Origin of the sequence: Caproiciproducens lactatisolvens (genome assembly GCF_052443335.1) — a bacterium.
GTDB lineage: Bacteria > Bacillota > Clostridia > Oscillospirales > Acutalibacteraceae > Caproiciproducens.
Genome location: NZ_CP195750.1, coordinates 636479 through 661209, shown reverse-complemented (window position 1 = coordinate 661209; position 24731 = coordinate 636479). Strand labels below are relative to the sequence as shown.

The following is a 24731-nucleotide window of genomic DNA, read 5'->3' as shown; positions in this document are numbered from 1 at the left end:
GATCGTTCCTATTATACCACAAAACTTAAAATTTCAGCCCAGGGGCAGCAAATTTTTTACATGGCAAAAATTTCGCTTCGGCAAACAAACAAAAAGAAAACGGAAAGAGCATATGCGGAAACCGCCCGTTTCACGGGCTTTTCCGGATATGCTCCCTGATTTTGAAGTCGGCCTTTTCACACAGCCGCGATTTTGATACGGTTACGCCGCCGCAATCAGCCTGGCGCTCACGCCGTGCGGCTTGGCGCCGTTTTCCACAGTGATCTGTGTCTGTACCGACTGGCCGCCGATAATTTCAAAAATAACGGCCCCGACACCGGTCTGCCTGCCGGTCACCACATACAGGTCCAGCCCATTTTTATTCTTTCCGGCATAATCGACTGTGGTGCAGGCGTTCTGGGAATGGACATTGAGTTTCTTGCGGTCGATTCCGCCGATTTTAACGCCGATATAGTATTTTCCGCCCGGGCTCAGGGTGTAAGAAGAGGTGTCCACCACGATGCTGCCCGCGGCGATGGCCGTTATCATTTTCTCTCCGCCGACATCGATGGTCACTCCGCCCTTCGCCACGCCGGTTACGGGATACACCCAACCGGTTTTTCCGTTTTTATTATACGCGGCACCGGCTCCCACCGTTGCCACGGAGGAATTGTAGGACATGGCGACCGGCGGCGTTTTGGAATCCGTAACGGCCAGAACCCAGTAGGTGTCGCCCGCTCCGATGGTAACGGCATAGGTATCCAGCGTCAGCCCGGAATCGGAGGGCTGCGACGACTGCGTACCGTAGGTCAGGATACAGGAGTCGGACCGGTAATCCGCCAGTCTGTCTCCTCTTTGGTCCACAAGGTAAGCGATCAGAGTCGCCTTATAGGACTCGGACGACGTGCCCCTTGCGGATACCTGGCAGGAAAGCCCGCTTCCGCTGATCGTGAAGCCGCTGGTTTCCCCGTGCAGCTCCCAGACGACCTTCGTTCCTTCCGCGAACTGCGAAAAGGAAGGCTTTACGCTCGCCACGACCGTAACCGGATTTTTGCCGTCCAGCGCAACGGAGGATTTGCTCAGGGTAATTCCTTCTTTCAGGTTGCTGTCCAGTACAAATTCATCCATATCACCGTCGTCCGACGTTTCTCTTTCCAGTTCAAAATCATATAGGACGACTTCGTCTTCGCCCACCATGCCTCTGTCGGCCTGAAAGGCCGTCTGGCCGTCTCTGGCGGAATTGTTGAAATTCAATAACGGCTTATCCGATATCCCGTTGTGGATAGTCAGCTTTCCGGTATTGAAGGAGAGCGTTCCGGGTCCCGTCAGCGTATCCAGTTCCAGCCACGAGGTGGTGACAAATTCGCCTTTCTGGGCAATCGTCAGATTGCCCGCGTACACACTGCCGTTTGCCGTCACCGTGCTGCCGGCATCCACCACAATGGAGCTCATGTCCGTAATGTAGGGCAGCTTTCCGCTGTAGCTCTTCAGATTGAGCGTCGCCGTATCTTCTCCGTCCAGTTCTTTGACCTTCAGTCCGTTTCCGGTCAAATTAATCGTGCCGTCGGCCTGAATGGACCCCGAAATCGTACTGCCCGTGCTGCCGGAGGCATCCACTTCATTGCCGATGACTGAGCCGCCGACGGTTACTTTCCCGCTGATCGTCACCTTCTGGTAAGACCGGGCGTCGCGCTTAACGGTGCCGCCCCTCAGCGTCATATCCCCGTTTGCTTCCAGAGAGCCGACGGTTCCGTCCGAAAGCTCCACCGACCCGTCGCAGTCGACGTCACTCATGGTGCCGCCGGAAATGGTCACCTTACTGCTGCCGGACACCGTAACGTCCTTGATCTCCCCCGCCTTAATGGTCAGGTTGCCGCTGGCGATCACGTTGGAATCGGTCACTTCCGTAAAATTGTCCTCGTTCCATGTAGTGCTCCACGCAGAAACAGCTCCCTGGTAGGTTTTTGCACCATGCTTATCGATAATTTCATCACTGGACGCCGCCTGTACAGCCACCGGCGCCGACAAAACGATCACCGCCAGCGATAATAAAATGGAAAGGATCTTTTTCAATCAAATTCCTCCTTCTGTGAGCAAAGAAAACCCGTTTCGGCTTCTGTTTTACCTTATTATAAAATATATCGGCCCGTTTCCCGATTTATAAAGGGTGTTTTCCCTCGGGCCCCGGACAATGTGGAGATGTTTTCCATATTCCCTATTATAATGAATCGATGCAAAAACCGCAAGCTTAAAACAAACTGATGGGGAGCTTTCATTTTACGGGAAATATCCCGAAGCAGGGCAAAGCACGGATTCCGGGATGCCGGGTTAAGCCAGCAAATGCCTGACGGCGGCCCAGATCAGCGGCACCGCTTTCTCAAAAGAGTAGGAAAGGCACAGCCTCTCCGTAAATTGATGTGCGTCCCTGCCGTGGGGACCGATATTCAGAAACGGGATGTTGAGCTGTGCGATCGTTTCCAAAGGGATCCGGTACCCGGAACCCCATACGGGAAAATCCTTCGTCAGGCCGGCAACGTCAATCCGGGCGGACAATCCCAGATAGCTCATGTCGGACAGCCCGGGAAAAAACGGCTCCGTCAGCAGGGTTTCCCCGTACTGCGTCCGGGCCGTCTCCACAAGATACCCCGCCGTTTCCGCCGCCCTGCTGTCCGGAGACGGAAGGTCGGAGTGCGGGTAAAACGGAGGCGCATAGAAAACAATCACCATCGGCCCCTGGTACGGGTAAAAGGTATGGGCCTCCCTGACAGCCGCGACCGACAGGTCCCTCAGGTCCGCGCCGGGATTTTCTGCCTGCAGCTTATGAATATATTCCTTCATATGCCGGTCAAATTCCCGCCCGCGCGCTTTCAGGCAGCAGTCGTACAGTTCCTGAAAGGAAACCACCTTTGGTTCCACGGAAGGCAATGGGACGGGGTTCCCGGTGATCCGCGCGTATTTTCCGGCGTTATTCCGAATATCTTCCAGAGCTGCGGAAAAAGCGTCCTCCGCCGCTTGGATCATGCGCTCCATCACCTGTGCGGGCGTCTGCGTCAGGGTCATGTAGTTGAAATACGCATACGCCGCGGGCGGCGTCTGTACGGAATAGGCCGTTTTGACATCCGCCTGCTTTAAGCAAACCGGCGGCGGAACATGTGTCCCCCCGGCAAAATCGCACAGCTCCGGGTTCGAGTCCACCCTTTCGATGATTTTGGAGGTCAGAAGGTTGGGGTTTAAGCCCGCGAACGGCTCACAGGCGTGCGTTTCCCTGCCGACGCAGTAGAATGCCGGAAGCAGCTTTCCCACCGTTCCGGTATAAAGATACTTTCCCCCATCCCCCGGATATTTTGGAAAATGGGGCTCGGATACGAGGCAGCAGCGGTAATCCAGCCGTTTTTCCCTTTTCATGGACAAAAGCAGTTCCACCGCGGCCAGCATACCGGCTGAATTTGCTTCTTCATCCGGGACGGAAAGGAACAGCAGATTTCCCTCAAAATCAGTCAGATGCTCCCCGGCCCTTCTCAGCATTTCCAGATCGGCCGCAATGCCGAACTTCATGTCCATGGTTCCCCTGCCGAATAAATAATCGCCGGATTTCAGATCCCTTTTCGCTTCTTCGGGCAGCCGCACCTCGGGATGGGTCCTTAAATAATGCGTATAAGCCGCCGGGTCAAAGGCAAATCCTTTCAGTACCCCGAATTCTTCAACGCCCACAACATCAAAATGGCTGAGCAGAACCACCGTTTTTTCGCTCTTTATCCCACCCTCAAGAAGCGCGTACACAAAGCTTCTGCGGCAAGGGTCACCCGGCACCGGGCAGAGCCGAACCTGGTGCGGACGGGAATGAAAATACGGAATTTCTTTCAGCATCGCAGCGATTTTTTCAGCCATCTTCCATTCGCCGTCGGTTTCCGAAACGCTCGGCACCCCGCATAATTCCAAAAAATTTTGATAAATTGTCTCATTCAGCATGAACTATCCCCATGGTCTTTCTTCCATTCTATTTTAATTTTTCGACTGCATTTTTCATTATATTCTCAGCCGCCGCTGTTTTCAACAGCGGCGAAAGCGTCGAAAAACTTGTCAGGTGTTTTCAACGGCGGAATGGATGAATTGCAGAAGATGCCCGGAACAAAACCGCCCCGCCGGAAACTCGGCGGGGCTATGTGCGCTTTTATTTCTTTTCCAGTGAGAGGCAGATGCCGAGCAAAAATTCCCCCACCAGCATTTCAAGGCAAGCGGCCTGTTTCAGGCTTGTATCCGCCGTAAAATCGCCGTGTATCAGCGTCGGCGTGGAAATGTCGGCCCGGATTCCCTTCCCGGACAGATCCGTACAGGCCGTCGCGGCGAGCATATTGCTGAGCTCGGACACCGCGCTCTGCACCATTTCATCGAACCGGGAAACCTCCATCCCGCCCATCATGGCGGAAGCGATCGAATTCGCGCAGTCCTCCTGCATGGTAAAATACACGTTTCCGTGAAGGTCGCCCGTAATACCGACTATCACTACGATGCCGGGGGAACGGATCAAACGGCCGCATTCCGTTTCCCCTTTATACTGAACGTCCGGTATTCCGAGCTGTGGCATTACATTTAGAAAAGCAGTGGAAAACGATTCTGTATAATCTTTATTCATCAGTTCACGCCCCTGTTAAACCCTACATTGAAATAGACTTCCCCGAAATCGGTCTCCGCCCTCGCGGAAGAAACCGTATCCAGCACCGATTTGGATATTTTAATACATTCACCGTAAACAATCGTCGGGGGCGCTACGCGCAGTCCGAAAAGCGAATTGTTTTTATTCATCAGCGAACAGGCGTTGCCGGCGATAATATTGGAAAGCTCCCCCATCACATTGATCATCTGCTCCTTTGTCGGCTCCTCTTTTTTCAGCAGAAATTTTGCTATGTTCCCGGCGGTGACCTCGGACATGTCCAGGATCATCCTGCCGCCATACTTGCCGATAATCCCCATGACAACCGACATGCCCCTCGAAACCTGTTCTTCTTTGGTGGTTTGCTTTTCCTGAAAGTCGGGAACGGATTTGAAAAACCGATTGAACGTATCGGACAGCGCTTCCCGAAACACATTGTAATACAGGCCGTCAAGCTGTACGAACAGCTCGTCGTCGGACATTGCCCTCTGAATCGCCAGACAAAGCTCCTCTTCATCCACGGGCTTTTGCACATAACCGGATATTCCCGCCTTCTGCGCCCTACGTACAATTTCGTCATCCATCATGGAGCTTACAATGATTACTTTTACATCGGGGTCAACCGCGCGGATCGCCTGCGTACATTCAATCCCATCCGCGCCCGGCATCGTCATGTCCATTGTAACAAGGTCCGGTTTCAGCCTGGAAACCGCCTCTACGGCTTCCTCCAGGGAATTGGCGCTTCCTTCGACAAGAAATCCTCTGGAAGTAAGGGTGTTGGTCAGCATGGCAACCGAGAAAGGGGAGTCGTCAACCACTACAATTCTGATTTTTTTCACATTCATCCCAGCTTTTTATATGATCTTAGTTGATGGGGCTTTTTCAAAAATCGGAAATCATTTGTCACAAATTTTGTCACATAAATGAGTATAAGGTATTTTTTTGCAATTATCAATCCGGAATTTAACCATTCTTTTTCCTGTTTCCACTACAAATTCTAAAACAAAAGCACAGAGACCGGTGCCCCGTTCCCTGTGTCTCTCTGTGAACCTGCTTGCCGCCAAGCACTCCACCCTTGGAAAGGTATTCGCCATTGCGCATTTATCCGTAAAGTCTTATAGCAATTTCATTTCCGTTCGCGAAGAAAACGCGTTCCTCCCCCGCCTACGGCGGGGGAGGAACGCAACCTTGTTGCAGAATCAGCTGGAAATGCTGTAAAAAAATGATTATTTTTTTACTTCAGGTACTTGCAATCGGAAGAAAAAGGGTGTATATTAATAACATAAAACAATAACAGTTATTATTATTAAATTATAATTAGGAGGTCAAACAAATGCCAGCTTTTGCAAATCCCTTTCAGGGAAATGTCGAACGGAAATTGACAAAGGAGGAGCTGATCCAGGCAATCCGGCTGGATATCGCCGGTGAACTGGAGGCGATCTACCTTTACGACGCACATGTGCAGGCCACGGACAATGTAATGGCCAAGGAAGTGATCGGCGATATACGCGACGAGGAAAAAGCGCACGTCGGGGAATTGATGACGCTGCTGCGGAACCTCGACCCGAAAGAGGCCGAATGGTTCGCTTCCGGGGAATCGGAGGTAAAAGAAATGCTGGAGGGACTCGGCCTTTCCGGTCCGCCCGCACAACAGAACGCCGAAACACACGCAGAGCTTACCGTAGGCGACCTGCTTAACCAATAGAATATAGGAGGTATCATCATGAGTTACTTATCCAGAGAAAATGCTCCGATTGGATCGGACCTATGGAAAAAAATCGACTCCGAGGTAATCAGCGCGGCACGCTCCGCGCTGACGGGAAGAAAATTTCTGCATATCTACGGCCCGCTGGGAATCGGAGCGGAAAGCATCCGGGTGGACGATTCCCAATCGGCTGACGAAGCCGAGGCGGACGGCCTGATTACCGCGAAGGGCAGAAACTACGTTCAAATTCCCGCGCTGTACGAGGACTTTACCCTTTTAGCGAAAGATTTGGAAAGCGACGGCAAAACCGGTTACCCGACCGACCTTTCCGGCGCGGCTTATGCCGCGGAAACCTGCGCGAGAAAGGAAGACCGCCTGATCTTTTTCGGCAGCGAAGCAAACGGATACGAGGGGCTGCTGACGGCGTCCGGAATCCACAGGATCAAACGGTCGGACTGGGCCGCCGATGAAAACGCGTTTTCCGACCTTGCCGCCGGCCTGGAATGGTTCACGGCAAACGGCATTTACGGCGCCTACGCGCTGATCGTCAGCCCCGATCTCTACCTGAAGCTGCAGCGGATTCAGCCGGGAACCGGTCTGCTGGAAATCGAGCGGATCAGTCGGCTGTTAAAGGGCAATGTGTTCACCTCGCCGGTGCTCGGCGCTGAAAAAGCGGTTCTCGTCTGCTCCGAACCCAGATACATGGACCTGGTCATCGGACAGGATCTGGCGGCCGCTTATCTGGAGCAAAAGGACCTGAACCATCGTTTCCGCGTTCTTGAGACGGTGCTGCCGCGCATCAGGCGCAAAGAAGCCGTTGTGGCTTTTGAATAAACCCACTGTGAAGTCTTTGCAGGTCGGACCTGTATGATCAATAGAGTCATAAATGGATGAATGAAGGAGAAATGTAAAATGTCTGAAGTTGCTTTCTATCGTTGTGAATTATGCGGAAATATGGTGGCCCTGATCAGGAAGAGCGGCGGAACGCTTAGCTGCTGCGGTCAGGAAATGACCAAGCTGGAAGCCAATACTACGGACGCCGCACAGGAAAAGCATGTGCCGGTCGTTACCCGCGAAGGCGGAAAAATCAAGGTATCCGTCGGTTCGGTGCTGCATCCGATGCTCCCCGAGCACCACATAGAATGGATTGCCCTTGTCACGGACGACAGGGTGGAAATCGCCTATCTGAAGCCCGGCATGGAGCCAAAAGCGGAATTCAACGAGGTTGTTTCCGGTACCGTCTACGAATACTGCAACCTGCACGGCCTGTGGAAAGCGGATTTTTAACGCTTTCCGGGCTTTCACATACAACCTCAATCGGAAAAGAGCCTTGCGGTTTCGCAAGGTTCTTTTCCTTTACAGACCAGCCGGCACTGACCCGGAGCACCGTTCAGGGAACCGGGCCGTTTTTGCCCGGGTGCGGGAATTTCAAAGATAGCGCACACGGCGAAGCAAAGGGAATTCTCTGTATTTAGCGAAAGTGCACAAATTTTCTTGCGCTGATTACTGAAATTTTTCCCGGAAAACACTTGCATTCTCAGGGAATAAGGAGTATATTATAAACAACAAAAACAATAACAATTACTATTATTGAATTTTAGGAGGTTTTCTTATGACAAGCAATTTCAGTATCAACAATATGAACGGTATCTCGAACAAGGACGAAGTTCGCTTCGGCATCAACAACATGAACGCACTTACGGACAGGAATGACATTTCCCTCCGCTACGACAATGAGAACGGCGTATCCGAGCTGGATTCCGTCATCTACCACATCAACAACATGAACGGCATCTCGTTCATATCCGCGCATTCTTCCCCGGCACTGACCCTGTTCAGAATTTTAAGCTCCGTGGCAAAGGGGGATTCCTGCCGCCGTCGCCTGCAGCCCGCAGAGGCCAAGTAACGAACCGGATATTTTAAGAATACCATCAGTATCTTATCAAAATTAAGGAGGAACAAAGCAATGTCCGTAAAAAATGCAATGACTTTCGATTTTCTTCATTCCGCGTACAGCGGGGAAAGCATGGCGCACATGAGATATCTGATCTGGGCGGAGGCGGCCCGCAAAGAGGGCTTCCCAAACATCGGAAAGCTGTTCGAGGCAATCGCCTATGCCGAAAGAGTACACGCGGGCAACCATTTCCGTGAAATCGGCGGTAGCACTGCGGACGCCACAGTGACCGCCGGAGCAGTTTTCGGAATCGGTAAAACAGTGGAGAACCTTCAGGGCGCGATTAACGGCGAGCTTCACGAAGTGCAGCAGATGTATCCCGTTTACCTGAACGCCGCAGAATTTCAGAAGGAACCCGGCGCGCAGCGTTCCTTCCACTTTGCGCTTGAAGCGGAGAAGATTCACGCCGCACTGTTCCAGAAAGCGCAGAACGCCGCAAAGGAAGGGAAAGATATCGAACTGAAATCCGTCTACATCTGCCCGGTCTGCGGCCACACGATTCTGGACGGCGCACCCGACAGTTGCCCGATCTGCGGAGCAAAAAAAGAACTGTACGTAAAGTTCTGACCGATAAATGCCACACCGGAAATTTGATCCCTATCGAAAACAGAACAGCCGCTCCGATGAAAGGAGGATGCCTTACGATAAGGTATCCTCCTTTTTTCGTCAATGCGCGGGTTCCGCTCCCGCTGCGGGGAATACTGACGGCGGAACGGAAGTGTGGTATAATAGCCTCACCCGCCGATGGAAACAGCCGGCGGGAAGAAAGGTATCCTATATAAATGAAAAACAAATTGACCGCAGCCATCTGCGTTTTAAACTCCAAATATATACATTCCTCCCTTGCTCCGTGGTGCCTTTCGGCGGGCGTGGACGCCTACTGCGGGCCGGAAATTTCCGCTGAGGTGGTGGAGGGCACGATCAATGAGCGGCTGGAGGACGTCGCACAGCGCATCCTGGTGCTGAACCCGCGGGTGATCGGCTTCAGCTGCTACATCTGGAATATTTCCGCCACAAAGGAGCTGGTACGGCTGGTGAAAAGCCGCCTGCCCGGCGCCGTCGTCGTGCTGGGCGGCCCGGAGGTAAGCTACTGCGCGGAAAAGCTGCTGTGCGGGGAGCCGGAGGTGCAGTACGTTCTCTCCGGGGAAGGCGAAAAGCCTTTCGCTCTTCTGCTGAACGCAATCAGCCGCGGGGAAACACCCGAGAACATCCCCGGGGTCTGCCGCCGCCGCGGCGGAAAGGTAATAGCCGTTCCTCCTTATACTCCGGAGGAAGACCCGCCTTCGCCGTACACCCCAAAATACCTGAACGCTCTGAAGGGGCGCATCGCGTACCTGGAAACCAGCCGCGGATGTCCCTATTCCTGCGCTTTCTGCCTTTCCGGGCGGTGCGGAAGCGCGCGCTTCTTTCCCTTGGACAGGGCCAAGAAGGAATTGCTGCTGCTGGCCCGCAGCGGCGCAAAGACGGTAAAGCTGGTCGACCGCACTTTTAACGCAAACCGCGGACGGGCCATCGAGCTGTTCCGCTTCATCATCGCGAACTACGGAACCGAAATTCCCGCCGGAGTGTGCTTTCATTTTGAAATCGCGGGCGATCTTCTGGACGAGGAAACGCTGAATCTTCTGGCGCAGGCACCCGTCGGCGCCATGCAGATGGAAATCGGGCTGCAGAGCTTCAACCCAAAAACGCTTGCCGCCATCAACCGGAAAACGGACGTGGAGCGGTTGAAGAAAAACATCCGCCGCCTGATCGCCAACGCGAATATGCATATTCACATCGACCTGATTGCGGGCCTGCCCTATGAGGATTTCTTCAGCTTCGCCGAAAGCTTCAATACCGCCTACTTTTTGGGGCCCAACATGCTGCAGCTGGGATTTTTAAAACTGCTGTACGGCGCGCCCATGCGGGAAAACCCGGAGGAATTTCCCTGCCGGTATGATGAACAGCCGCCGTATGAGGTAATACGGACGCCCTGGCTTTCCGAAGAAGAGCTGCTACGGCTGCATCACGCGGAAGACGCTTTAGAACGTCTGTACAACAGCGGCCGCTTCCGCAGGACGCTCGCCTATCTTCTGGAAAAGAGCACAATGACGCCGTTCGGGCTGTTTGACCGGTTCGGCGAATTCGCCGCCCGAAAGGGAACGGATAAAATCCCGCTGGACGACTACACAACCCTGCTCTTCGCCTTTTTCAGCGGGCAGAGCGGCATTGACAGGGAGGTTCTGCGCGACAGGATGGTCTGCGACCGGCTGTCCACCAACGCTTCGGGCAGGCTCCCGCCCGTCCTGCGCGTCCGTGATCCCGCGCTGGGAAGAGCAATCCGCGAGCTTGAGGATACAGACCGTCCCTCAAAAGGGATAAAAAGGGGATACGCACTGCTGTACGCCGGGCACTGTCTGGTTTATGCGGATTATAAAAACCGGAACCCTGTCAGCGGGGAATATCCTCTCTTTGAATTCCGGCCCGAATTCTGGAAAGAATCCATGCAGTCCACCGGACGTTAAGGCTGTCCGGCGGACTGTTTTTTTAATTCATTCTGTACAATCGGATTCCCTTTTATAAAATAATTCCCGCAGCAGTCTTATAGTCACGAAATTGTTCTTTCAATTTTTCCAGAATCTGCACTTTTTTAAATTTACATAAAATCCATTTCAAAATCCGGAGAAAAAGGGTAAATATTGACCTTGCACATCTGAGAATTTTTGATTATCATAGATGTGCTTCTGTTATAAAAATAACATTCATTTGCCTTTCAAGGGAAAAGTGTTGTGTATTTGGTGTGTTTGCAGAAGAGAAACATGGAGAAATGGTGGTTTTATTGCAATGATCGTTACTCTCATAATCTTTCCTTTTATTGCAGCTCTGATTCTATCCATGGTCAAGCCGGGAAAACCGCGGGATATGGTTGTATTTTCAAGCTGCGCCGTACTCGTCGTGATGGTGGTCACCTTTTCCGTAAGTTCCCTGCTTGGCGGGGCGGACCAGGCTTACCTTGCGGAAACCCAACTGCTCGACAAAGCGATGCTTCTGGCGGAATTCGGACTGATGGGTCTTGTGTTTTATTATTCCTTCCGGTATAAGCAGTATTACTGTGCCCTGCTTTCGGCGGCGCAGACTCTGCCCGTTGCATGGATGGAGCTTACCGGTCGTTCTGCGGAAGGCGGAAACCATATTATTGTAGACGACCTCACGATTATCATGTGTATGGTGATCGGTATTGTGGGGTGCCTGATCTGCGTATACGCGGTGGGATACATCAGGGAATACCACAAGCATCACACCGAGTACAAGGACCGGTCTCCCTTTTTCTTTGCCATGCTTTTTGTGTTTTTGGGCGCTATGTTCGGATTGGTTTTTTCCGGCAACCTGACCTGGATCTATTTCTTCTGGGAAATCACCAGTATCTGTTCGTTCCTGCTGATCGGATATAATCAGACTCCGGAGGCGATCCGGAATTCTTTCCGCGCGCTCTGGATGAACCTTTTGGGCGGCCTCGGCTTTGCGGCGGCCATCCTGTACTGTTCCCTCCGGCTGAGGATCGCCAGCCTTCAGGAGCTGGTCATTCTGGGCACAGGGAACCAGGCAGCGCTCATCCCGGTGATCCTGCTGGCTTTCGCGGCGCTGACCAAAAGCGCGCAGATGCCGTTTTCCCGCTGGCTGCTGGGGGCTATGGTCGCGCCGACGCCTACCTCGGCCCTGCTGCACTCCGCAACGATGGTCAAGGCCGGCGTTTACCTTCTGATCCGCCTTTCCCCCGCTCTTTACGGCAACCTGGCGGGGATCATGGTCACCACCATCGGTGGGTTTACCTTCTTCGCCGCTTCCCTGCTCGCTATTTCGCAGAGCGACGGCAAAAAAGTGCTCGCGTATTCCACCATTTCCAATCTGGGCCTGATTACCGCGTGCGCGGGCGTCGGCCTGCATGAAGCCGTATGGGCGGGCATCCTGCTTCTGGTGTTCCACGCGGTTTCCAAATCGCTGCTGTTCCTTTCGGTCGGCGCGGTGGAAAACAGCACCGGCAGCCGCAATATTGAGGATATGCACGGTCTGATCGTCAAGCTGCCCAAGCTTGCCTTCGTGATGATCGTGGGAATCTGCGGAATGTTCCTCGCGCCCTTCGGCATGCTGATTTCCAAATGGGCGGCGCTCAAGGCGTTTGTGGATTCCAAAAGCGTCTGGCTGGTGATTTTCCTGGTATTCGGAAGCGCCAGCACGCTGTTCTACTGGGGAAAATGGTTGGGCAAGCTGGTCGCGGTGATCCACCGTTCCGAACGGCTGCCCGACAAGCTGGAAAAAAGCGACTGGTTTTCGATTTACACGCTGGCGATCCTGGTCATTGTCCTGTGCGTATCCTTCCCGCTGCTGTCCACCTATCTGGTGCAGCCTTACCTGATCCGGACGTTCCATGAGCCTTTGATGACGCTCATCAGCAGCAGCGACCTCAAGATCATGTTCCTGATGTTCTGCACCATTCTGGTTCTGCCCGTCATGGTGCGCCTGCTGACCTTCGGCAAAAGAAATAAAATCGTCATCTCCTATATGAGCGGTGCCAACACCGGCGACGACCGTCATTTTACGGATTCCTTCGGGCGGGAATCATCCATGTATCTTGCGAACTGGTATATGGAGGATCTTTTCGGGGAAAAGAAAATATTGAAGCCCTCGCTGGTTCTCGCCGCCGCGGACTTGATCATTCTGATGATCGTTGCGATCGGGGGTGTGATCTAAGATGCAGATTTTACTGAAAATCATATTTTTCCTGATTTTTGCCCCCGTTCTGGGCGGCCTGCTCTCCGGGATCGACCGGAAAATCAGCGCGCGGTTTCAGGGCCGCCAGGGCCCGCCGCTGCTGCAGCCCTTTTACGACCTGTATAAGCTTTTTTCCAAGCAGTCCGTCGTGGTAAACGGCGTACAGGATTTTCTGGTCGGCGGATTCTTTGTATTCGTCGTATTTACGGGAGGTATTTTCTTCGCGGGCGGCGACCTGCTGCTCGTCTTTTTCGCGCTGACGCTGGCGGAGGTGTTTTTGATCCTGTCCGCGACCTCGGCGAATTCTCCCTACAGCGCCATGGGCGCGCAGAGGGAGCTGGTGCAGATGATGGCCTATGAGCCGATGATGCTTCTGGCGGCGATCGGGTTTTATATTGCCGACGGCAGCTTCAACGTGGTTGATATCGTACACGCCGGCACTTCCGCCATTGCCGTTCTTCCGGGCATGTTTTTCGGATTCCTCTATATCCTGACGATCAAGCTTCGCAAATCGCCCTTCGATATCAGTACCTCGCACCACGCCCATCAGGAGATGGTAAAGGGCCTTACGACGGAGCTGTCCGGCAACGTCCTGGGGCTGGTGGAGCTGGCGGGCTGGTATGAAGACGTGCTTCTGCTCGGCTTCATAGGACTGTTCATCATCAACCTTCAGTGGTGGAGCATTCTCGCCGCGGTGCTGGTATGCGCTTTGTCGTTTGTCCTTGAAACGTTTATCGACAATCTTTTCCCCCGTGTCAAATGGGATAAAATGCTCGGTTCCACCTGGCTGGTCACACTGGTCGCAGGCGGCATTAACCTGCTGATCCTGACGCTCATTCATTAAGGAAGGTGCTTTCGCGAATGATGAAGATATCAAAGTCCCCCTGGCTTCTGCATTACGACGGCTCCAGCTGCAACGGCTGCGACATCGAGGTGCTGGCCTGCCTGACGCCCGTTTATGATATTGAACGCTTCGGCGTCGTCAACACCGGCAACCCCAAACACGCCGATATCCTTCTGATTACCGGCGGCATCAACCATCAGAACGAGCTGGTGGTAAAACAGATTTACTCCCAGATGCCGGAAATCAAGGTGGTCGTCGCGGTCGGCATCTGCGCCTGCGACGGCGGGATTTTCAAGGAGTGCTACAATATCCTGGGCGGCGTGGACAAGGTGATCCCCGTGGACATTTACGTTCCCGGCTGCGCCGCAAGACCGGAAGCGATTATTGACGGCGTGGTCAAGGCTGTCGCGCTTCTGGACAGAAAACGCGAGCTGAAAAAATTCGGCGCGGCGGCGCTGCACAAGGAGGCTTAATCATGCCGGAAAATATCATTATCCCCATTTCTTCCGAAGTCCTGCTGGAAGAGGTCCTGAAAATGAAGGGCGGCGGCTGCCGTCTGGTACAGATCTGCGCCACAAGAATCCCCGACGGCTACGAGCTTTCCTATTCGTTCGGAAAGGATTTCGATTTGTACACCCTGCGCTTCAATATCGGCGAAGAGGTTGAAATCCCCAGCGTCAGCGGCATTTATCCCGCGTCCTTCTTATATGAAAATGAAATTCACGATCTTTTCGGCGTACCGATCACGATGATTTCCCTCGACTATAAAGGCGGCCTGTACCGCACCGAGAAGAAAACGCCTTTTAAATAAATCGTAGGAGTGATACCAGATGTCCAAACGCAGCATTGTACCGTTCGGCCCTCAGCATCCGGTCCTTCCCGAACCGATCCATCTCGACCTGGTGCTGGAAGACGAAAAGGTGGTGGAGGCGATCCCCTCCATCGGCTTTGTGCACAGGGGTCTTGAAAAGCTGGTGGAGAAAAAAGACTTTAACGAATATGTTTATGTTGCAGAGCGAATCTGCGGAATCTGCAGCTTTATGCACGGAATGGGTTACTGTGAATCGGTGGAAAATATCATGGAAGTGGAAATTCCGCCCCGCGCCAAATACCTGCGCACCATCTGGTGTGAGATGTCGCGGATTCACAGCCATCTTTTATGGCTCGGCCTGCTGGCCGACGCGTTCGGCTTTGAAAGCCTGTTCATGGAAACCTGGAGAATGCGCGAAAAGGTGCTGGATATGTTTGAATATTCCACCGGCGGCCGCGTGATTTTCTCCGTCAATAAGATCGGCGGCCAGCGCAAGGATATGGACAACGACATGATCCGGGAGTTTCTCTCTGTCTTCGCCGACATGGAACGCGATCTGAAGGAGCTTGTCAAAACTTTTCTGAATAATTCCGCGGTCAACAGCCGTCTGCGGGACGTCGGTTTCCTGACCAAACAGCAGGCGTTCAATCTCGGCGCCGTGGGGCCGTTTATGCGTTCCAGCGGCATCAGCCGCGACACCCGCAAGCTCGGCTACGCCGCGTACCCCTTCCTCGATTTCGAGCCGATCACGAGCGACGTAGGCGACTGCTACGCGCGGACCGACGTGCGTATCCGGGAAATCTTCCAGTCCATCGACCTCATCCGCCAGGCGGCGGCAAAGATTCCGAACGGAGAGGTTTCCGTCCCGGTCAAGGGCTTCCCGCAGGGGGAATATTTCATGCGGGTGGAGCAGCCGCGCGGCGAAGCGATTTACTATGTGAAGGCAAACGGAACCAAGTTTTTAGACAGGGTGCGGGTGCGCACCCCAACGTTTGCCAATCTGCCGGGAATGCTGGAAACCATGAAGGGCTGTCAGCTTGCCGACGTTCCCATTTTGATATTGACGATCGATCCCTGCATCAGCTGTACCGAAAGGTGATGAAACAATGAGTTTACTGACTTTCGCAAAAATCGAACTGCACAATTTATTTTCAAAACCGGCCACCCGGCCTTACCCGGAGCAGCCGAGAGAATATCCCCCGCGCACAAGGGGCCATATTGAAAACGACGTGGACGCCTGCGTTTTCTGCGGGCTTTGTTCCAAAAAATGCCCGACCAGCGCCATTCAGGTAAACCGGGGAGAAAAAAGCTGGTCGATTCAGCGCTTCAGCTGCATCCAGTGCGGCTGCTGTGTGGAAAGCTGCCCCAAGAAATGCCTTTCCATGCATCAGAGCTACACCGAGCCCGCTCAGCGCAAAACCATCGATACCGTTTGCCAGACCCCCGTGGAAAACCAGAACGCGTCTTAGGAACCATTAAGAACGAAAAGGAGCCGTTATCATGCACGATTATCATAAAGCCGCCGATTTTTTGAAGGAAGCCTCCGAAAAAGCGGAAGCGGCGGGAAAAAAGAAGGTCACAGCCATCAACATTGCGGTAGGGGAGGATTCCGGGTACTCGGGAGAAAGCATCCAGATGTACTTCGAGGATTTATCCAAGGGCACCGTCTGCGAAGGCGCGCAGATGAATGTCCGTTCCGTCAAATCGAAGCTGCGCTGCCCCAAATGCAACGAGCTGTTTGAACGCAGGCGCTTTGATTTTTCCTGCCCCACGTGCGGCACTCAGGGAGAACCGAGCGAAGTGGGCAGAGAAGTAAAGATAGAGAGCATTGAAATGGAATGAATGTTTTCATTACCGTTTCCGGCATCGTACAGGGTGTGGGATACCGTCCCTTTGTAGCCGGGCTGGCGCACAGGCTGGATATTTCCGGCAGCGTGCGCAACAGCAGCGGGATTGTTGAGATCGCCGCCTGCGGGGAAAAACAGCGGGTGAAGGAATTTCTGCATTCCCTTCACACCAGCGCTCCGGACGGCGCACTGGTGACGGAAATCCGGACGGAGCCGATGCCGGAACAGCGCTTTGACGGTTTTTCCATTCTGAAAAGCGGCAAGGCCGCGCAAAACGAGGCGGGCACGCCGATGATTCCGCCGGACCTGCCGATGTGCGACGAATGCAAAAAAGAGCTGTATTCGCCTGAAAACCGGCGCCGGGGATATCCGTTTATCAGCTGCGCTTCCTGCGGGCCGAGGTTCAGCATTATGAACGCCCTGCCTTACGACCGCGAAACCACCACCATGAAGGACTTTGCCATGTGCCCCGACTGCGAGCGCGAGTATGCATCCGGGCGCAGGCGCCACGCACAGACGATCTCCTGTCACCGCTGCGGGCCTCAGCTGCAGCTGCTTACCGGCGGAATTACGCTGGAAAAGCAGGAAGCCCTGGAACGGGCGGTTGCCCTTCTGAAGGACGGGGCTGTTCTCGCCGTAAAAGGCGTAGGCGGATATCAGTTTGTCTGTTCCCCCTGCCTTGAAGACACGGTGAAGCGCCTGCGTCTTTTAAAGGGACGGGAAAAGAAGCCTTTTGCCGTTATGTTTCCCGATTTGGAAAGCATCCGCAAAATGTGCGTTGTGAATCAGGAAGAAGAAGACATGCTGCTGTCCGCGGCACGCCCCATTGTCCTGCTGAACAACCCGTCGGACGGGTTTTGTTCCGGTGTCTGCGGGGAAAGCCGTTTCCTCGGCGCGTTTCTGCCCTGCACCGGTTTGCATCAGCTTCTGACGGACGCATGCGGCCCCCTCATTGTCACGAGCGGGAATTTCACCTCCGAGCCGATGATTTATAAGGACGACGAACTGCTTCGGTCCGATATTCCTTATCTGGCGGGAATCCTGTACAATACCCGCCGGATCGTGACCCCGCTGGACGATTCCGTCGGGCGGGTCGCGTGCTCAGTGCCCCAGATTCTCCGCCGCAGCCGGGGGTATGTTCCCCTGCCCGTCCTGCTGGAACAGCGGGCGGAACATCCGGTTCTGGCTATGGGCGGGGACCTGAAAAGCTGCTTCTGCCTGCTCAGCGGCGACCGCGCCTATCTGAGCCAGTATTTCGGGGACATCGAAAATTACAAGGTCTATGAGAATTACAAAATCGGCCTGAAGCGTATGGAGCAGCTTCTGCGGATTTCCCCGCAGAGGATTGCGTGCGACCTGCATCCCGGCTATCAGTCCCACGCGCTGGCGCAGAGGATCGCGCGGGACTTCAGTCTGGAAAGCCCCATCCTCATTCAGCACCATCACGCTCACGCCGCCTCCGTCATGGCGGAGCATCGTCTGGACGGCTGTATCGGCGTGATTTTCGACGGCACCGGCTACGGCACGGACAAAACGGTCTGGGGCGGGGAATTTTTGCTGTGCCGCGGCGCGGATTTTGCTCGGCGGGCGCACCTGAGCCCTGTCCGGCTCTGCGGCGGCGACGCGGCGGCGAAAAATGCCGTGCTGACCTCGGACTGTTACCGGTTCGCCGCTGGCGAGGAATCCGGCAGCGAGCGCTTTCCGTTCGTCAGGGCCGCCCTCAAGCATCAGGTCAATACACAGGAAAGCTCCAGCGCGGGGCGGCTGTTCGACGCAGTCTGCGCCATACTGGGCATTAAAGAAGAGAATTCCTACGAAGGGGAATGCGCCGTCGCGCTGGAAAACGCGGCTTCTGCGGCAAAAGAAGCCGGAGAAGAGCCGGTGCCGTTCCACTTCGCCCTCAGCCGGAATCCCGCCGGGGAACTGGAAGCAGATCAGGCCGATTTTATCCGCCTGCTTCTGCAAGCGGCTGCAAAAGGGGAAAACAGCAACCGCATTGCGCTTGGGTTTCACCGGGCGCTTGCCGAAATGATTCTGACGGTCTGCCGGAGCATCCGGGAAGAGAGCGGCGAAAGCCGCGTAGCCCTGAGCGGGGGCGTTTTCGCAAACCTTCTGCTTCTTGGGGACTGCCATGACCGGCTGACCGCGGACGGTTTCCTGGTCTATTTCAATTCCGCCGTACCATCCAACGACGGCGGAATCTGTCTGGGGCAAGCGTGGCTCTGCGCGCAGGCAGAGGGCGTTCGCAAATAAGCCACCGACGATTCGGAAGATTCCAACCAAAAGGAGATTGCCATGTGTGTTGCACTGCCCGGCAGGGTTGTTAAAGTAAACGGTAGAAAAGCGACGGTGGATTTCAGCGGAAATACGCTGGAAGCAGAGGCCGGCCTGGTGAAAATCAAACCGGGCGACAGCGTTCTGGTTCACGCCGGATGCATCCTGCAGGTGCTGACGGAGCAGGACCGCGACGCGCTGGAGGAGCTTCTGAAGGAAATGGAAGAGCTATGACGGATATCCAATCGTATCTGAAAACCTACGACGGACCGCCCCTGCGGCTGATGGAGGTCTGCGGAACCCACACGGCGCAGATTTCCCGCTGCGGCATTACCGGAATTCTCTCCCCCGCCGTCCTGATGATCTCCGGGCCCGGATGCCCCGTCTGCGTCACGGTCACCGCCTATATCGACAGACTTGTCGCACTTAGCATGGAACCGGAAAACGTGGTCGTCACATTCGGGGACATGCTGCGCGTACCGGGCGGCAGCCGGAGCCTGAACGACGCGAAAGCCGCGGGCGGGCATGTACAGATGGTCTATTCCCCGCTGGATGCGCTGAAGCTGGCGGCGGACGACCCCGCCCGCACCTACATTTTCGCGGCGGTCGGATTTGAAACCACCGCCCCGGTCTACGCCATGCTGCTTGAGGAAGCGATTGCAAACGGCGTCTCCAACGTAAAGATTTTGACCTCCCTGAAAACCATGCCCCCGGTGATCGACTGGATCTGCAAAAACCAGGGCGGCGTGGACGGCTTTCTCGCGCCCGGACACGTCAGTGTCATTACCGGCAGCCGTATTTTTGAGCCTTTGTCCGAAAAATACGGCATTCCGTTCGCGGTCGCGGGCTTTGAAGGGCCGCAGATTCTGGCGGCGATCTACGCGCTCGTCCGAAAAAGCGGCAAAGCCGGGGTCATGAACCTGTACCCCGGCGCGGTAACGGAGGAAGGCAACCGGACCGCGCAGAAAATGGTGGACAAGTATTTTGCACCCTGTGACGCCGCATGGCGCGGGATGGGCAGCATCCCGGATTCCGGCCTGCTTCTGCGGGAGGAATACGCCCGCTTCGACGCGGGCAGCGCGGGCCTGAACGACGACCGCGGCGCCAACGCCCGCTGCCGCTGCGCACAGGTGCTGACCGGGGCGGTCTCCCCGAACGAATGTCCCCTGTTCGGTTCCGCCTGTACCCCGCAGACGCCGCAGGGCGCGTGTATGGTGTCGATGGAGGGCAGCTGCTACAATTATTTTACAAATATGAGGAAACGGTAATGAAAATAACCATGGCGCACGGCAGCGGCGGAAAAGCCACCGCCGAGCTGATCGAAGATATTTTTGAAAAAAGCTTTCACAATCCCGTTTTAGCCAAAATGGAGGATTCCGCCGTTGTTCCCGGCGCGGAAAAAATCGCCGTGACGACGGACAGCTTCGTGGTAACGCCCCTGTTTTTCCCGGGCGGCAATATCGGCAGGCTGTCCGTCTGCGGGACGGTGAACGACCTCCTGATGAGCGGTGCAAAGCCCCGCTACCTTACCTGCGGATTCATTCTGGAGGAAGGTGCCGACACGGAGGAGCTCAAAAAAATAGCGGCCTCCATGGCGGAGACCGCCGCGGAAGCCGGAATCAGTATTGTGGCGGGCGACACCAAGGTCGTGGAAGGCAAGGGCGGCGTCTACATCAACACCGCCGGCGTGGGCTTTGTGCCGCCGGACGTCTCGCTCAGCGCGGCCTCCTGCGAAGAGGGCGACGCGATCCTGCTTTCGGGCAATCTGGGCGACCATCACGCGGCCATTCTGAGCGAGCGGATGAATATCCGGAACACCGTTCAAAGCGACTGCGCCCCCCTGAACGAAATGGTGAGCGCGCTTCTGGAAAACGGTGTAAAGGTGAAAGCCATGCGTGATGTTACCCGCGGCGGCCTGGGAACGGTGCTGAATGAATTTGCCGGCGCCTCCGCCTGCTGCATGGAGCTTGAGGAAAAAGCGATTCCCGTTTCCGCACAGGTGCGCGGTTTCTGTGAAATATTGGGACTTGACCCCCTTTATATGGGCAACGAGGGAAAAATGACCGCCGTCGTAGCCGCCGGGGACGCACAGAAGGCGCTTGCCTGCATGAAGGAAAGCCGGTACGGGGAAAACGCGGCCATTATCGGAAAGGTCGTTTCCGGCGAGCCCGGCACCGTCCTGCTGCGTACCCCCATCGGGGGCACCCGTATTGTCACTGTTCTTTACGGCGAGGGGCTGCCGAGAATCTGTTAAGGGCTCATAAAAATATTTTTAAGGGCTGTTGCAAAATGAAAATTTTGCAACAGCCCCTTTTGTTACGGTCATTCTTCCGCGTTTTGTTCCGCGATCCGGTCGGCAAGCTCGTTCAGGTAGACCCAGCGCTCGGTTTTGGCGTCAAGCTCGGCTTCCAGCGCTTCCTTTTCCGCAATCAGTTCGGAAAGCAGGACGTAGTTGCTGGACTGCTGTGCAATTTCCCGTTCCGCGGCGGTGATTTTTTCCTCCAAATCGGCGATGACTGAATCGATTTCCTCGTATTCCCGCTGCTCCTTAAAGGAAAATTTCAGCTTGGCCGGCTTTTGCCGGTAAGCGGCTTTCGGCCTGCTTTCCTTTGCCTTCGGCGCTTCCTCCGCCTCGGGCCTTTTCTGTTCCAGATAGTCGGAATAGCCGCCGGTATAATCGTGGATTTCCCCGTTTTCAAACGCGAAAAGATGCTCCGCGACCTTGTCCAGAAAATAGCGGTCGTGGGACACGGCGACAACGGCGCCCGAAAAATTCCGGAGATAGTCCTCCAGAATGGTAAGCGTCTGGATGTCAAGGTCGTTTGTGGGCTCGTCGAAAAGCAGAACGTTCGGCGCCTGCATCAGAATACCGAGCAGGTAGAGCCTGCGGCGTTCCCCTCCCGACAGCCTGCCGATCACCGAATACTGCAGATCGGACGTGAACAGGAACTTTTCCATCAGCTGGGAAGCGGTCAGCATCCCCTCCGGGGTCATGACCTCAGCGGAAATATTCTTAATATAGTCGATTGCGCGCAGACCGGGGTCCATATCTTCACATTCCTGCAAAAAACAGCCGATCCGTACGGTTTCCCCCACGGTAACCGTGCCGCTGTCCGGCGCGACCTGTCCGGTAATGATTTTCAGCAGCGTTGATTTTCCGCAGCCGTTTGCGCCGATAATGCCGATACGGTCCCCGCGCAGCAGGTTGTAGGAAAAATTCCGGATGAGCCGCCTGTCGCCGTAGCGCTTTTCAATCCCGTCGATTTCAATGATTTTCCTCCCGAGCCGCGTGCTCACGGAGCTCATCGCCAGCTTTTCCTGCTCCGTCCCGACCTCCTGCGCGCTCAGCTGCGCAAACCGCTCTACCCGGAAGCGCTGCTTTGTGCTGCGCGCCCGTGCCCCGCGCTGGATCCATTCCAGCTCCTTTCGGAGCAGGCTCTGGCGCTTGCGCTCACTCGCGGCCTCCATGCTTTCCCGCTCCGCTTTCAGTTCCAGATATTTGGTGTAATTTGCCTGATAGCTGTACAGATTCCCGTCCTGCAGCTCAACGATCCGGTTGGTGACGCGGTCAAGAAAATAACGGTCGTGCGTCACCATGAGCAGCGCGCCCGGGTAACGGGCAAGGTAATTTTCCAGCCAGTCGACCATGGAGTTGTCCATATGGTTGGTGGGCTCGTCCAGCACCAGCACCTCCACGGGGGTTACCAGCACGCTGGCCAGCGATACGCGCTTTTTCTGTCCGCCGGAAAGCCGGCTGACCGGTTCGTCAAAATCCGCAATTCCAAGCCGGGTCAAAATTGCTTTGCATTCATAGTCCTTCGATTCCCGCTGCTGCTGTGCAATCCCCTGTTTGACCTGTTCCAGCACCGTAATCCCTTCCGGAAAAACCGGGTTCTGCGGCAGATACCCCACGCGCACGCTTCCGAATTTAGTGACCGCGCCGCTGTCTGGGCTTTCCTGTCCCGCGACGATTTTCAAAAGCGTGCTTTTCCCGGTTCCGTTCACGCCGATCATCCCGATTTTATCCCCTTCCTGAATCCCCAGGGAGACATCCTTCAGCAGTATTTTTTCACTGTAGCTTTTCCTGATTTTTTCCGCAGATAACAACAGCACAATTTTACCCTCTGTTTCCATATCGTCAATATTGGAACGGTATCCGCCCATAGAGCAGGCCGTTTATTTAGATATTTTTCTATGGATTCCATCATAACACAGAAGCAGCCGGATGAAAACCGCGAAACCGTATTCCATCAAATTATTTGAGGGATCCCATATATTGTCAGATAAATTGTGCTAAAATAAAAGAAAGGCTTTTGAAAGCAATCATTTTCTATCGGTGCGCATTATGGTATAATAGCCACAAAGCGGCTATTATATTAGTTTCGCCAATTTATCATTTATATCCCACAACGGCGCTGTGCGCCTGTGGGATAATGATCGCAAGCCAATGACGATACCCGCTTCGCCACGAAATAGGACAACCTGCCGATGTACCAAAGGCCGGCGACGGATTGGAAAGGGACGGAAAATGGAACTCAATAAAAGCAATATGAAAAAGATCGCCCTGCTCATTGCTTTCAGCATTGTGCTTTACCTGGGGCTGAAAAATTTATACCGGTTTTCGGAGCTGACCGGGATCATTGCGGGTATTTTTGAGCCGATCCTGCTCGGCCTTGCAATCACCTTCATCCTCAATGTCCTGATGCGGCATGTAGAAAGCCGCCTGCTTGCGCCGATTAACCGCCGCTACACGAAAAACTGGCCGAAAGTGAGGCGCGCGGTCAGCATTCTGATCACCTTTTTGATTGTCATCGGCATTATCGCCCTGATTATGCTGATCCTGATTCCGGAGCTCGTCCGCACAATTACCAGCCTGACCAACAATATTCCGGGTTTTTTCACCGGGCTTCAGAACAGCCTGATCGCAGTCGGAAACAAGTATCCCACGGTCAGGGAATACGTCGGCAATATAAAAATCGACTGGACAAACCTCAGCCAGATGCTGGCCCAGTACGGGCAGAAGCTGGCCAACACGCTGGTGGGCTCCACCGTTACGGTGGCTGCGAACCTGTTCCACGCGGTCATTACCATGGTGCTCGGCCTTGTCTTCGCCATTAATATTCTCGCGCAAAAAGAAAAGCTGGAAGCGCAGACAAAGCGTTTCCTGTACGCTTATTTCCCCAAAAAGCCGGCCGACACCATCGTGCGGGTGTGCAGCCTGACCGATCACGCCTTTTCCAATTTTATCGCCGGCCAGTGTACCGAGGCCTGTATTCTCGGCTCGCTCTGCTTTATCGGAATGCAGATTTTCAGCTTCCCCTATGCGCTGCTTGTCTCCGTGATTGTGGCGTTTATGGCTCTGATTCCGATTTTCGGCGCGTTTTTAAGCACCTGTATCGGCGCGCTGCTGATTTTGGTCGTCAACCCTATTCAGGCGGTCTGGTTCGTCATATTCTTCGTCGTCCTCCAGCAGCTGGAGGGCAACCTGATCTTCCCGCGCGTGGTCGGCTCAAAGGTCGGCCTGCCGGCGCTGTGGGTGCTTGCCGCCGTCACCATCGGCGGCAACACGTTCGGTCTGGTCGGGATGCTGGTCAACATTCCTCTCTGCGCCGTGATGTACACGCTCCTGCGGGAAAACATCAATAAGCGTCTGGAAGAGAAAAAGCGGAAATGTCAGCTTCCAAAGGAGGAAGAAACTATCCTGAAATAAAACAGGCTTCTCACACCTTTAGCGTGTGAGCGTGCTGATAGAAAACAAGAGGAAGCATTCGGATGAAACCAAACCCGATGCTTCCTTTTCTTATCGTAAGATCCCGTGCTGCCGAATGTAAACGGAAGGTTAATTCCGCCTTAAAATCAATGGTAAATTCTGTGGGACGGCATAAAAAATGATATACTGAAACCGCTGAAAAAAGAT

Annotated in this window: 23 protein-coding genes; 18 read left to right on the top strand and 5 right to left on the bottom strand. The window is 54.5% G+C overall.

Annotation, left to right across the window (positions count from 1 at the left end; all coding sequences use genetic code 11):
• Positions 1-201: 201 nt before the first annotated feature.
• From ACRQV7_RS03260 to ACRQV7_RS03245, 4 genes are all read right to left on the bottom strand, one after another.
• Positions 202-2052, bottom strand: coding sequence for a hypothetical protein (locus tag ACRQV7_RS03260; protein WP_444659437.1), 1851 nt, complete (start codon positions 2050-2052; stop codon positions 202-204).
• Between the two features lie 255 nt (positions 2053-2307).
• Positions 2308-3948 carry a M20/M25/M40 family metallo-hydrolase gene (locus tag ACRQV7_RS03255; RefSeq protein WP_444659436.1) on the bottom strand — a complete coding sequence of 547 codons (1641 nt, stop codon included), beginning with the start codon at positions 3946-3948 and terminating at the stop codon, positions 2308-2310.
• 202 nt (positions 3949-4150) lie between these two features.
• Positions 4151-4612 carry a chemotaxis protein CheX gene (locus ACRQV7_RS03250; RefSeq protein ID WP_444659435.1) on the bottom strand — a complete coding sequence of 154 codons (462 nt, stop codon included), beginning with the start codon at positions 4610-4612 and terminating at the stop codon, positions 4151-4153.
• Positions 4612-5469: a response regulator gene (locus tag ACRQV7_RS03245; protein ID WP_444659434.1), complete on the bottom strand. Its 858-nt coding sequence runs from the start codon at positions 5467-5469 to the stop codon at positions 4612-4614. Before ACRQV7_RS03245 ends, ACRQV7_RS03250 begins: the two co-directional genes overlap by 1 nt.
• A 494-nt stretch (positions 5470-5963) precedes the next feature.
• Here ACRQV7_RS03245 and ACRQV7_RS03240 point away from each other — a divergent pair, with 494 nt between their 5' ends.
• From ACRQV7_RS03240 to hypE, 17 genes are all read left to right on the top strand, one after another.
• A complete protein-coding gene (locus ACRQV7_RS03240) occupies positions 5964-6335 on the top strand; it encodes a demethoxyubiquinone hydroxylase family protein (RefSeq protein WP_444659433.1) in 372 nt (123 codons plus the stop codon).
• Positions 6336-6353: 18 nt separating this feature from the next.
• Positions 6354-7169, top strand: a complete 816-nt coding sequence (locus ACRQV7_RS03235) for a family 1 encapsulin nanocompartment shell protein (protein ID WP_444659432.1) — start codon at positions 6354-6356, stop codon at positions 7167-7169.
• 78 nt (positions 7170-7247) lie between these two features.
• Positions 7248-7622, top strand: coding sequence for a desulfoferrodoxin family protein (locus ACRQV7_RS03230; protein WP_444659431.1), 375 nt, complete (start codon positions 7248-7250; stop codon positions 7620-7622).
• A 325-nt stretch (positions 7623-7947) separates the two neighbouring features.
• A complete protein-coding gene (locus tag ACRQV7_RS03225) occupies positions 7948-8241 on the top strand; it encodes a hypothetical protein (RefSeq protein WP_444659430.1) in 294 nt (97 codons plus the stop codon).
• A gap of 60 nt (positions 8242-8301) precedes the next feature.
• The gene (locus ACRQV7_RS03220) at positions 8302-8856 is read left to right on the top strand and encodes a rubrerythrin family protein (RefSeq protein WP_444659429.1); all 555 of its coding nucleotides are present in this window, start codon (positions 8302-8304) and stop codon (positions 8854-8856) included.
• Between the two features lie 215 nt (positions 8857-9071).
• Positions 9072-10793: a DUF4080 domain-containing protein gene (locus ACRQV7_RS03215; protein ID WP_444659428.1), complete on the top strand. Its 1722-nt coding sequence runs from the start codon at positions 9072-9074 to the stop codon at positions 10791-10793.
• A gap of 397 nt (positions 10794-11190) precedes the next feature.
• A complete protein-coding gene (locus tag ACRQV7_RS03210; RefSeq protein WP_444659427.1) occupies positions 11191-13017 on the top strand; it encodes an NADH-quinone oxidoreductase subunit 5 family protein in 1827 nt (608 codons plus the stop codon).
• Between the two features lies 1 nt (position 13018).
• A complete protein-coding gene (locus ACRQV7_RS03205) occupies positions 13019-13882 on the top strand; it encodes a respiratory chain complex I subunit 1 family protein (RefSeq protein ID WP_444659426.1) in 864 nt (287 codons plus the stop codon).
• A gap of 17 nt (positions 13883-13899) precedes the next feature.
• The gene (locus tag ACRQV7_RS03200; protein ID WP_038322707.1) at positions 13900-14355 is read left to right on the top strand and encodes an NADH-quinone oxidoreductase subunit B family protein; all 456 of its coding nucleotides are present in this window, start codon (positions 13900-13902) and stop codon (positions 14353-14355) included.
• A 2-nt stretch (positions 14356-14357) separates the two neighbouring features.
• Positions 14358-14693 (top strand): NADH-quinone oxidoreductase subunit C, encoded by a 336-nt coding sequence (locus ACRQV7_RS03195; RefSeq protein WP_444659425.1) that lies wholly within the window; start codon positions 14358-14360, stop codon positions 14691-14693.
• 19 nt (positions 14694-14712) lie between these two features.
• On the top strand, positions 14713-15792 hold the full coding sequence (locus ACRQV7_RS03190; protein ID WP_444659424.1) for a hydrogenase large subunit: 1080 nt from the start codon (positions 14713-14715) through the stop codon (positions 15790-15792).
• 7 nt (positions 15793-15799) lie between these two features.
• Entirely contained in the window at positions 15800-16162 is a 363-nt protein-coding gene (locus ACRQV7_RS03185) for a 4Fe-4S dicluster domain-containing protein (RefSeq protein WP_444659423.1), read from the top strand.
• A gap of 31 nt (positions 16163-16193) precedes the next feature.
• Positions 16194-16535, top strand: a complete 342-nt coding sequence (locus ACRQV7_RS03180; RefSeq protein WP_275716228.1) for a hydrogenase maturation nickel metallochaperone HypA/HybF — start codon at positions 16194-16196, stop codon at positions 16533-16535.
• Positions 16532-18793, top strand: a complete 2262-nt coding sequence (gene hypF, locus ACRQV7_RS03175; protein ID WP_444659422.1) for a carbamoyltransferase HypF — start codon at positions 16532-16534, stop codon at positions 18791-18793. Before ACRQV7_RS03180 ends, hypF begins: the two co-directional genes overlap by 4 nt.
• Positions 18794-18835: 42 nt before the next feature.
• Entirely contained in the window at positions 18836-19048 is a 213-nt protein-coding gene (locus ACRQV7_RS03170) for a HypC/HybG/HupF family hydrogenase formation chaperone (protein WP_038322697.1), read from the top strand.
• On the top strand, positions 19045-20082 hold the full coding sequence (gene hypD, locus ACRQV7_RS03165) for a hydrogenase formation protein HypD (protein ID WP_444659421.1): 1038 nt from the start codon (positions 19045-19047) through the stop codon (positions 20080-20082). Before ACRQV7_RS03170 ends, hypD begins: the two co-directional genes overlap by 4 nt.
• Positions 20082-21068, top strand: a complete 987-nt coding sequence (hypE, locus tag ACRQV7_RS03160; RefSeq protein ID WP_444659420.1) for a hydrogenase expression/formation protein HypE — start codon at positions 20082-20084, stop codon at positions 21066-21068. The genes hypD and hypE overlap by 1 nt, the downstream gene beginning before the upstream one ends.
• A gap of 68 nt (positions 21069-21136) precedes the next feature.
• On the opposite strand, the gene ACRQV7_RS03155 is transcribed toward hypE, so the two are convergent.
• On the bottom strand, positions 21137-22927 hold the full coding sequence (locus ACRQV7_RS03155) for an ABC-F family ATP-binding cassette domain-containing protein (protein WP_444659419.1): 1791 nt from the start codon (positions 22925-22927) through the stop codon (positions 21137-21139).
• Positions 22928-23342: 415 nt separating this feature from the next.
• On the opposite strand from ACRQV7_RS03155, the gene ACRQV7_RS03150 reads away from it, so the two are divergent.
• Positions 23343-24524 (top strand): AI-2E family transporter, encoded by a 1182-nt coding sequence (locus tag ACRQV7_RS03150; protein WP_444659418.1) that lies wholly within the window; start codon positions 23343-23345, stop codon positions 24522-24524.
• Positions 24525-24731: the final 207 nt, after the last annotated feature.

What these genes read in the sequence shown, in the direction of transcription:
- ACRQV7_RS03255 (WP_444659436.1), bottom strand. Translation starts at nt 3,948, where the DNA reads ATGCTGAATGAGACAATTTATCAAAATTTTTTGGAATTATGCGGGGTG.
- ACRQV7_RS03250 (WP_444659435.1), bottom strand. Translation starts at nt 4,612, where the DNA reads ATGAATAAAGATTATACAGAATCGTTTTCCACTGCTTTTCTAAATGTA.
- ACRQV7_RS03240 (WP_444659433.1), top strand. Translation starts at nt 5,964, where the DNA reads ATGCCAGCTTTTGCAAATCCCTTTCAGGGAAATGTCGAACGGAAATTG.
- ACRQV7_RS03235 (WP_444659432.1), top strand. Translation starts at nt 6,354, where the DNA reads ATGAGTTACTTATCCAGAGAAAATGCTCCGATTGGATCGGACCTATGG.
- ACRQV7_RS03230 (WP_444659431.1), top strand. Translation starts at nt 7,248, where the DNA reads ATGTCTGAAGTTGCTTTCTATCGTTGTGAATTATGCGGAAATATGGTG.
- ACRQV7_RS03225 (WP_444659430.1), top strand. Translation starts at nt 7,948, where the DNA reads ATGACAAGCAATTTCAGTATCAACAATATGAACGGTATCTCGAACAAG.
- ACRQV7_RS03220 (WP_444659429.1), top strand. Translation starts at nt 8,302, where the DNA reads ATGTCCGTAAAAAATGCAATGACTTTCGATTTTCTTCATTCCGCGTAC.
- ACRQV7_RS03215 (WP_444659428.1), top strand. Translation starts at nt 9,072, where the DNA reads ATGAAAAACAAATTGACCGCAGCCATCTGCGTTTTAAACTCCAAATAT.
- ACRQV7_RS03210 (WP_444659427.1), top strand. Translation starts at nt 11,191, where the DNA reads ATGGTTGTATTTTCAAGCTGCGCCGTACTCGTCGTGATGGTGGTCACC.
- ACRQV7_RS03205 (WP_444659426.1), top strand. Translation starts at nt 13,019, where the DNA reads ATGCAGATTTTACTGAAAATCATATTTTTCCTGATTTTTGCCCCCGTT.
- ACRQV7_RS03200 (WP_038322707.1), top strand. Translation starts at nt 13,900, where the DNA reads ATGATGAAGATATCAAAGTCCCCCTGGCTTCTGCATTACGACGGCTCC.
- ACRQV7_RS03195 (WP_444659425.1), top strand. Translation starts at nt 14,358, where the DNA reads ATGCCGGAAAATATCATTATCCCCATTTCTTCCGAAGTCCTGCTGGAA.
- ACRQV7_RS03190 (WP_444659424.1), top strand. Translation starts at nt 14,713, where the DNA reads ATGTCCAAACGCAGCATTGTACCGTTCGGCCCTCAGCATCCGGTCCTT.
- ACRQV7_RS03185 (WP_444659423.1), top strand. Translation starts at nt 15,800, where the DNA reads ATGAGTTTACTGACTTTCGCAAAAATCGAACTGCACAATTTATTTTCA.
- ACRQV7_RS03180 (WP_275716228.1), top strand. Translation starts at nt 16,194, where the DNA reads ATGCACGATTATCATAAAGCCGCCGATTTTTTGAAGGAAGCCTCCGAA.
- hypF (WP_444659422.1), top strand. Translation starts at nt 16,532, where the DNA reads ATGAATGTTTTCATTACCGTTTCCGGCATCGTACAGGGTGTGGGATAC.
- ACRQV7_RS03170 (WP_038322697.1), top strand. Translation starts at nt 18,836, where the DNA reads ATGTGTGTTGCACTGCCCGGCAGGGTTGTTAAAGTAAACGGTAGAAAA.
- hypD (WP_444659421.1), top strand. Translation starts at nt 19,045, where the DNA reads ATGACGGATATCCAATCGTATCTGAAAACCTACGACGGACCGCCCCTG.
- hypE (WP_444659420.1), top strand. Translation starts at nt 20,082, where the DNA reads ATGAAAATAACCATGGCGCACGGCAGCGGCGGAAAAGCCACCGCCGAG.
- ACRQV7_RS03150 (WP_444659418.1), top strand. Translation starts at nt 23,343, where the DNA reads ATGGAACTCAATAAAAGCAATATGAAAAAGATCGCCCTGCTCATTGCT.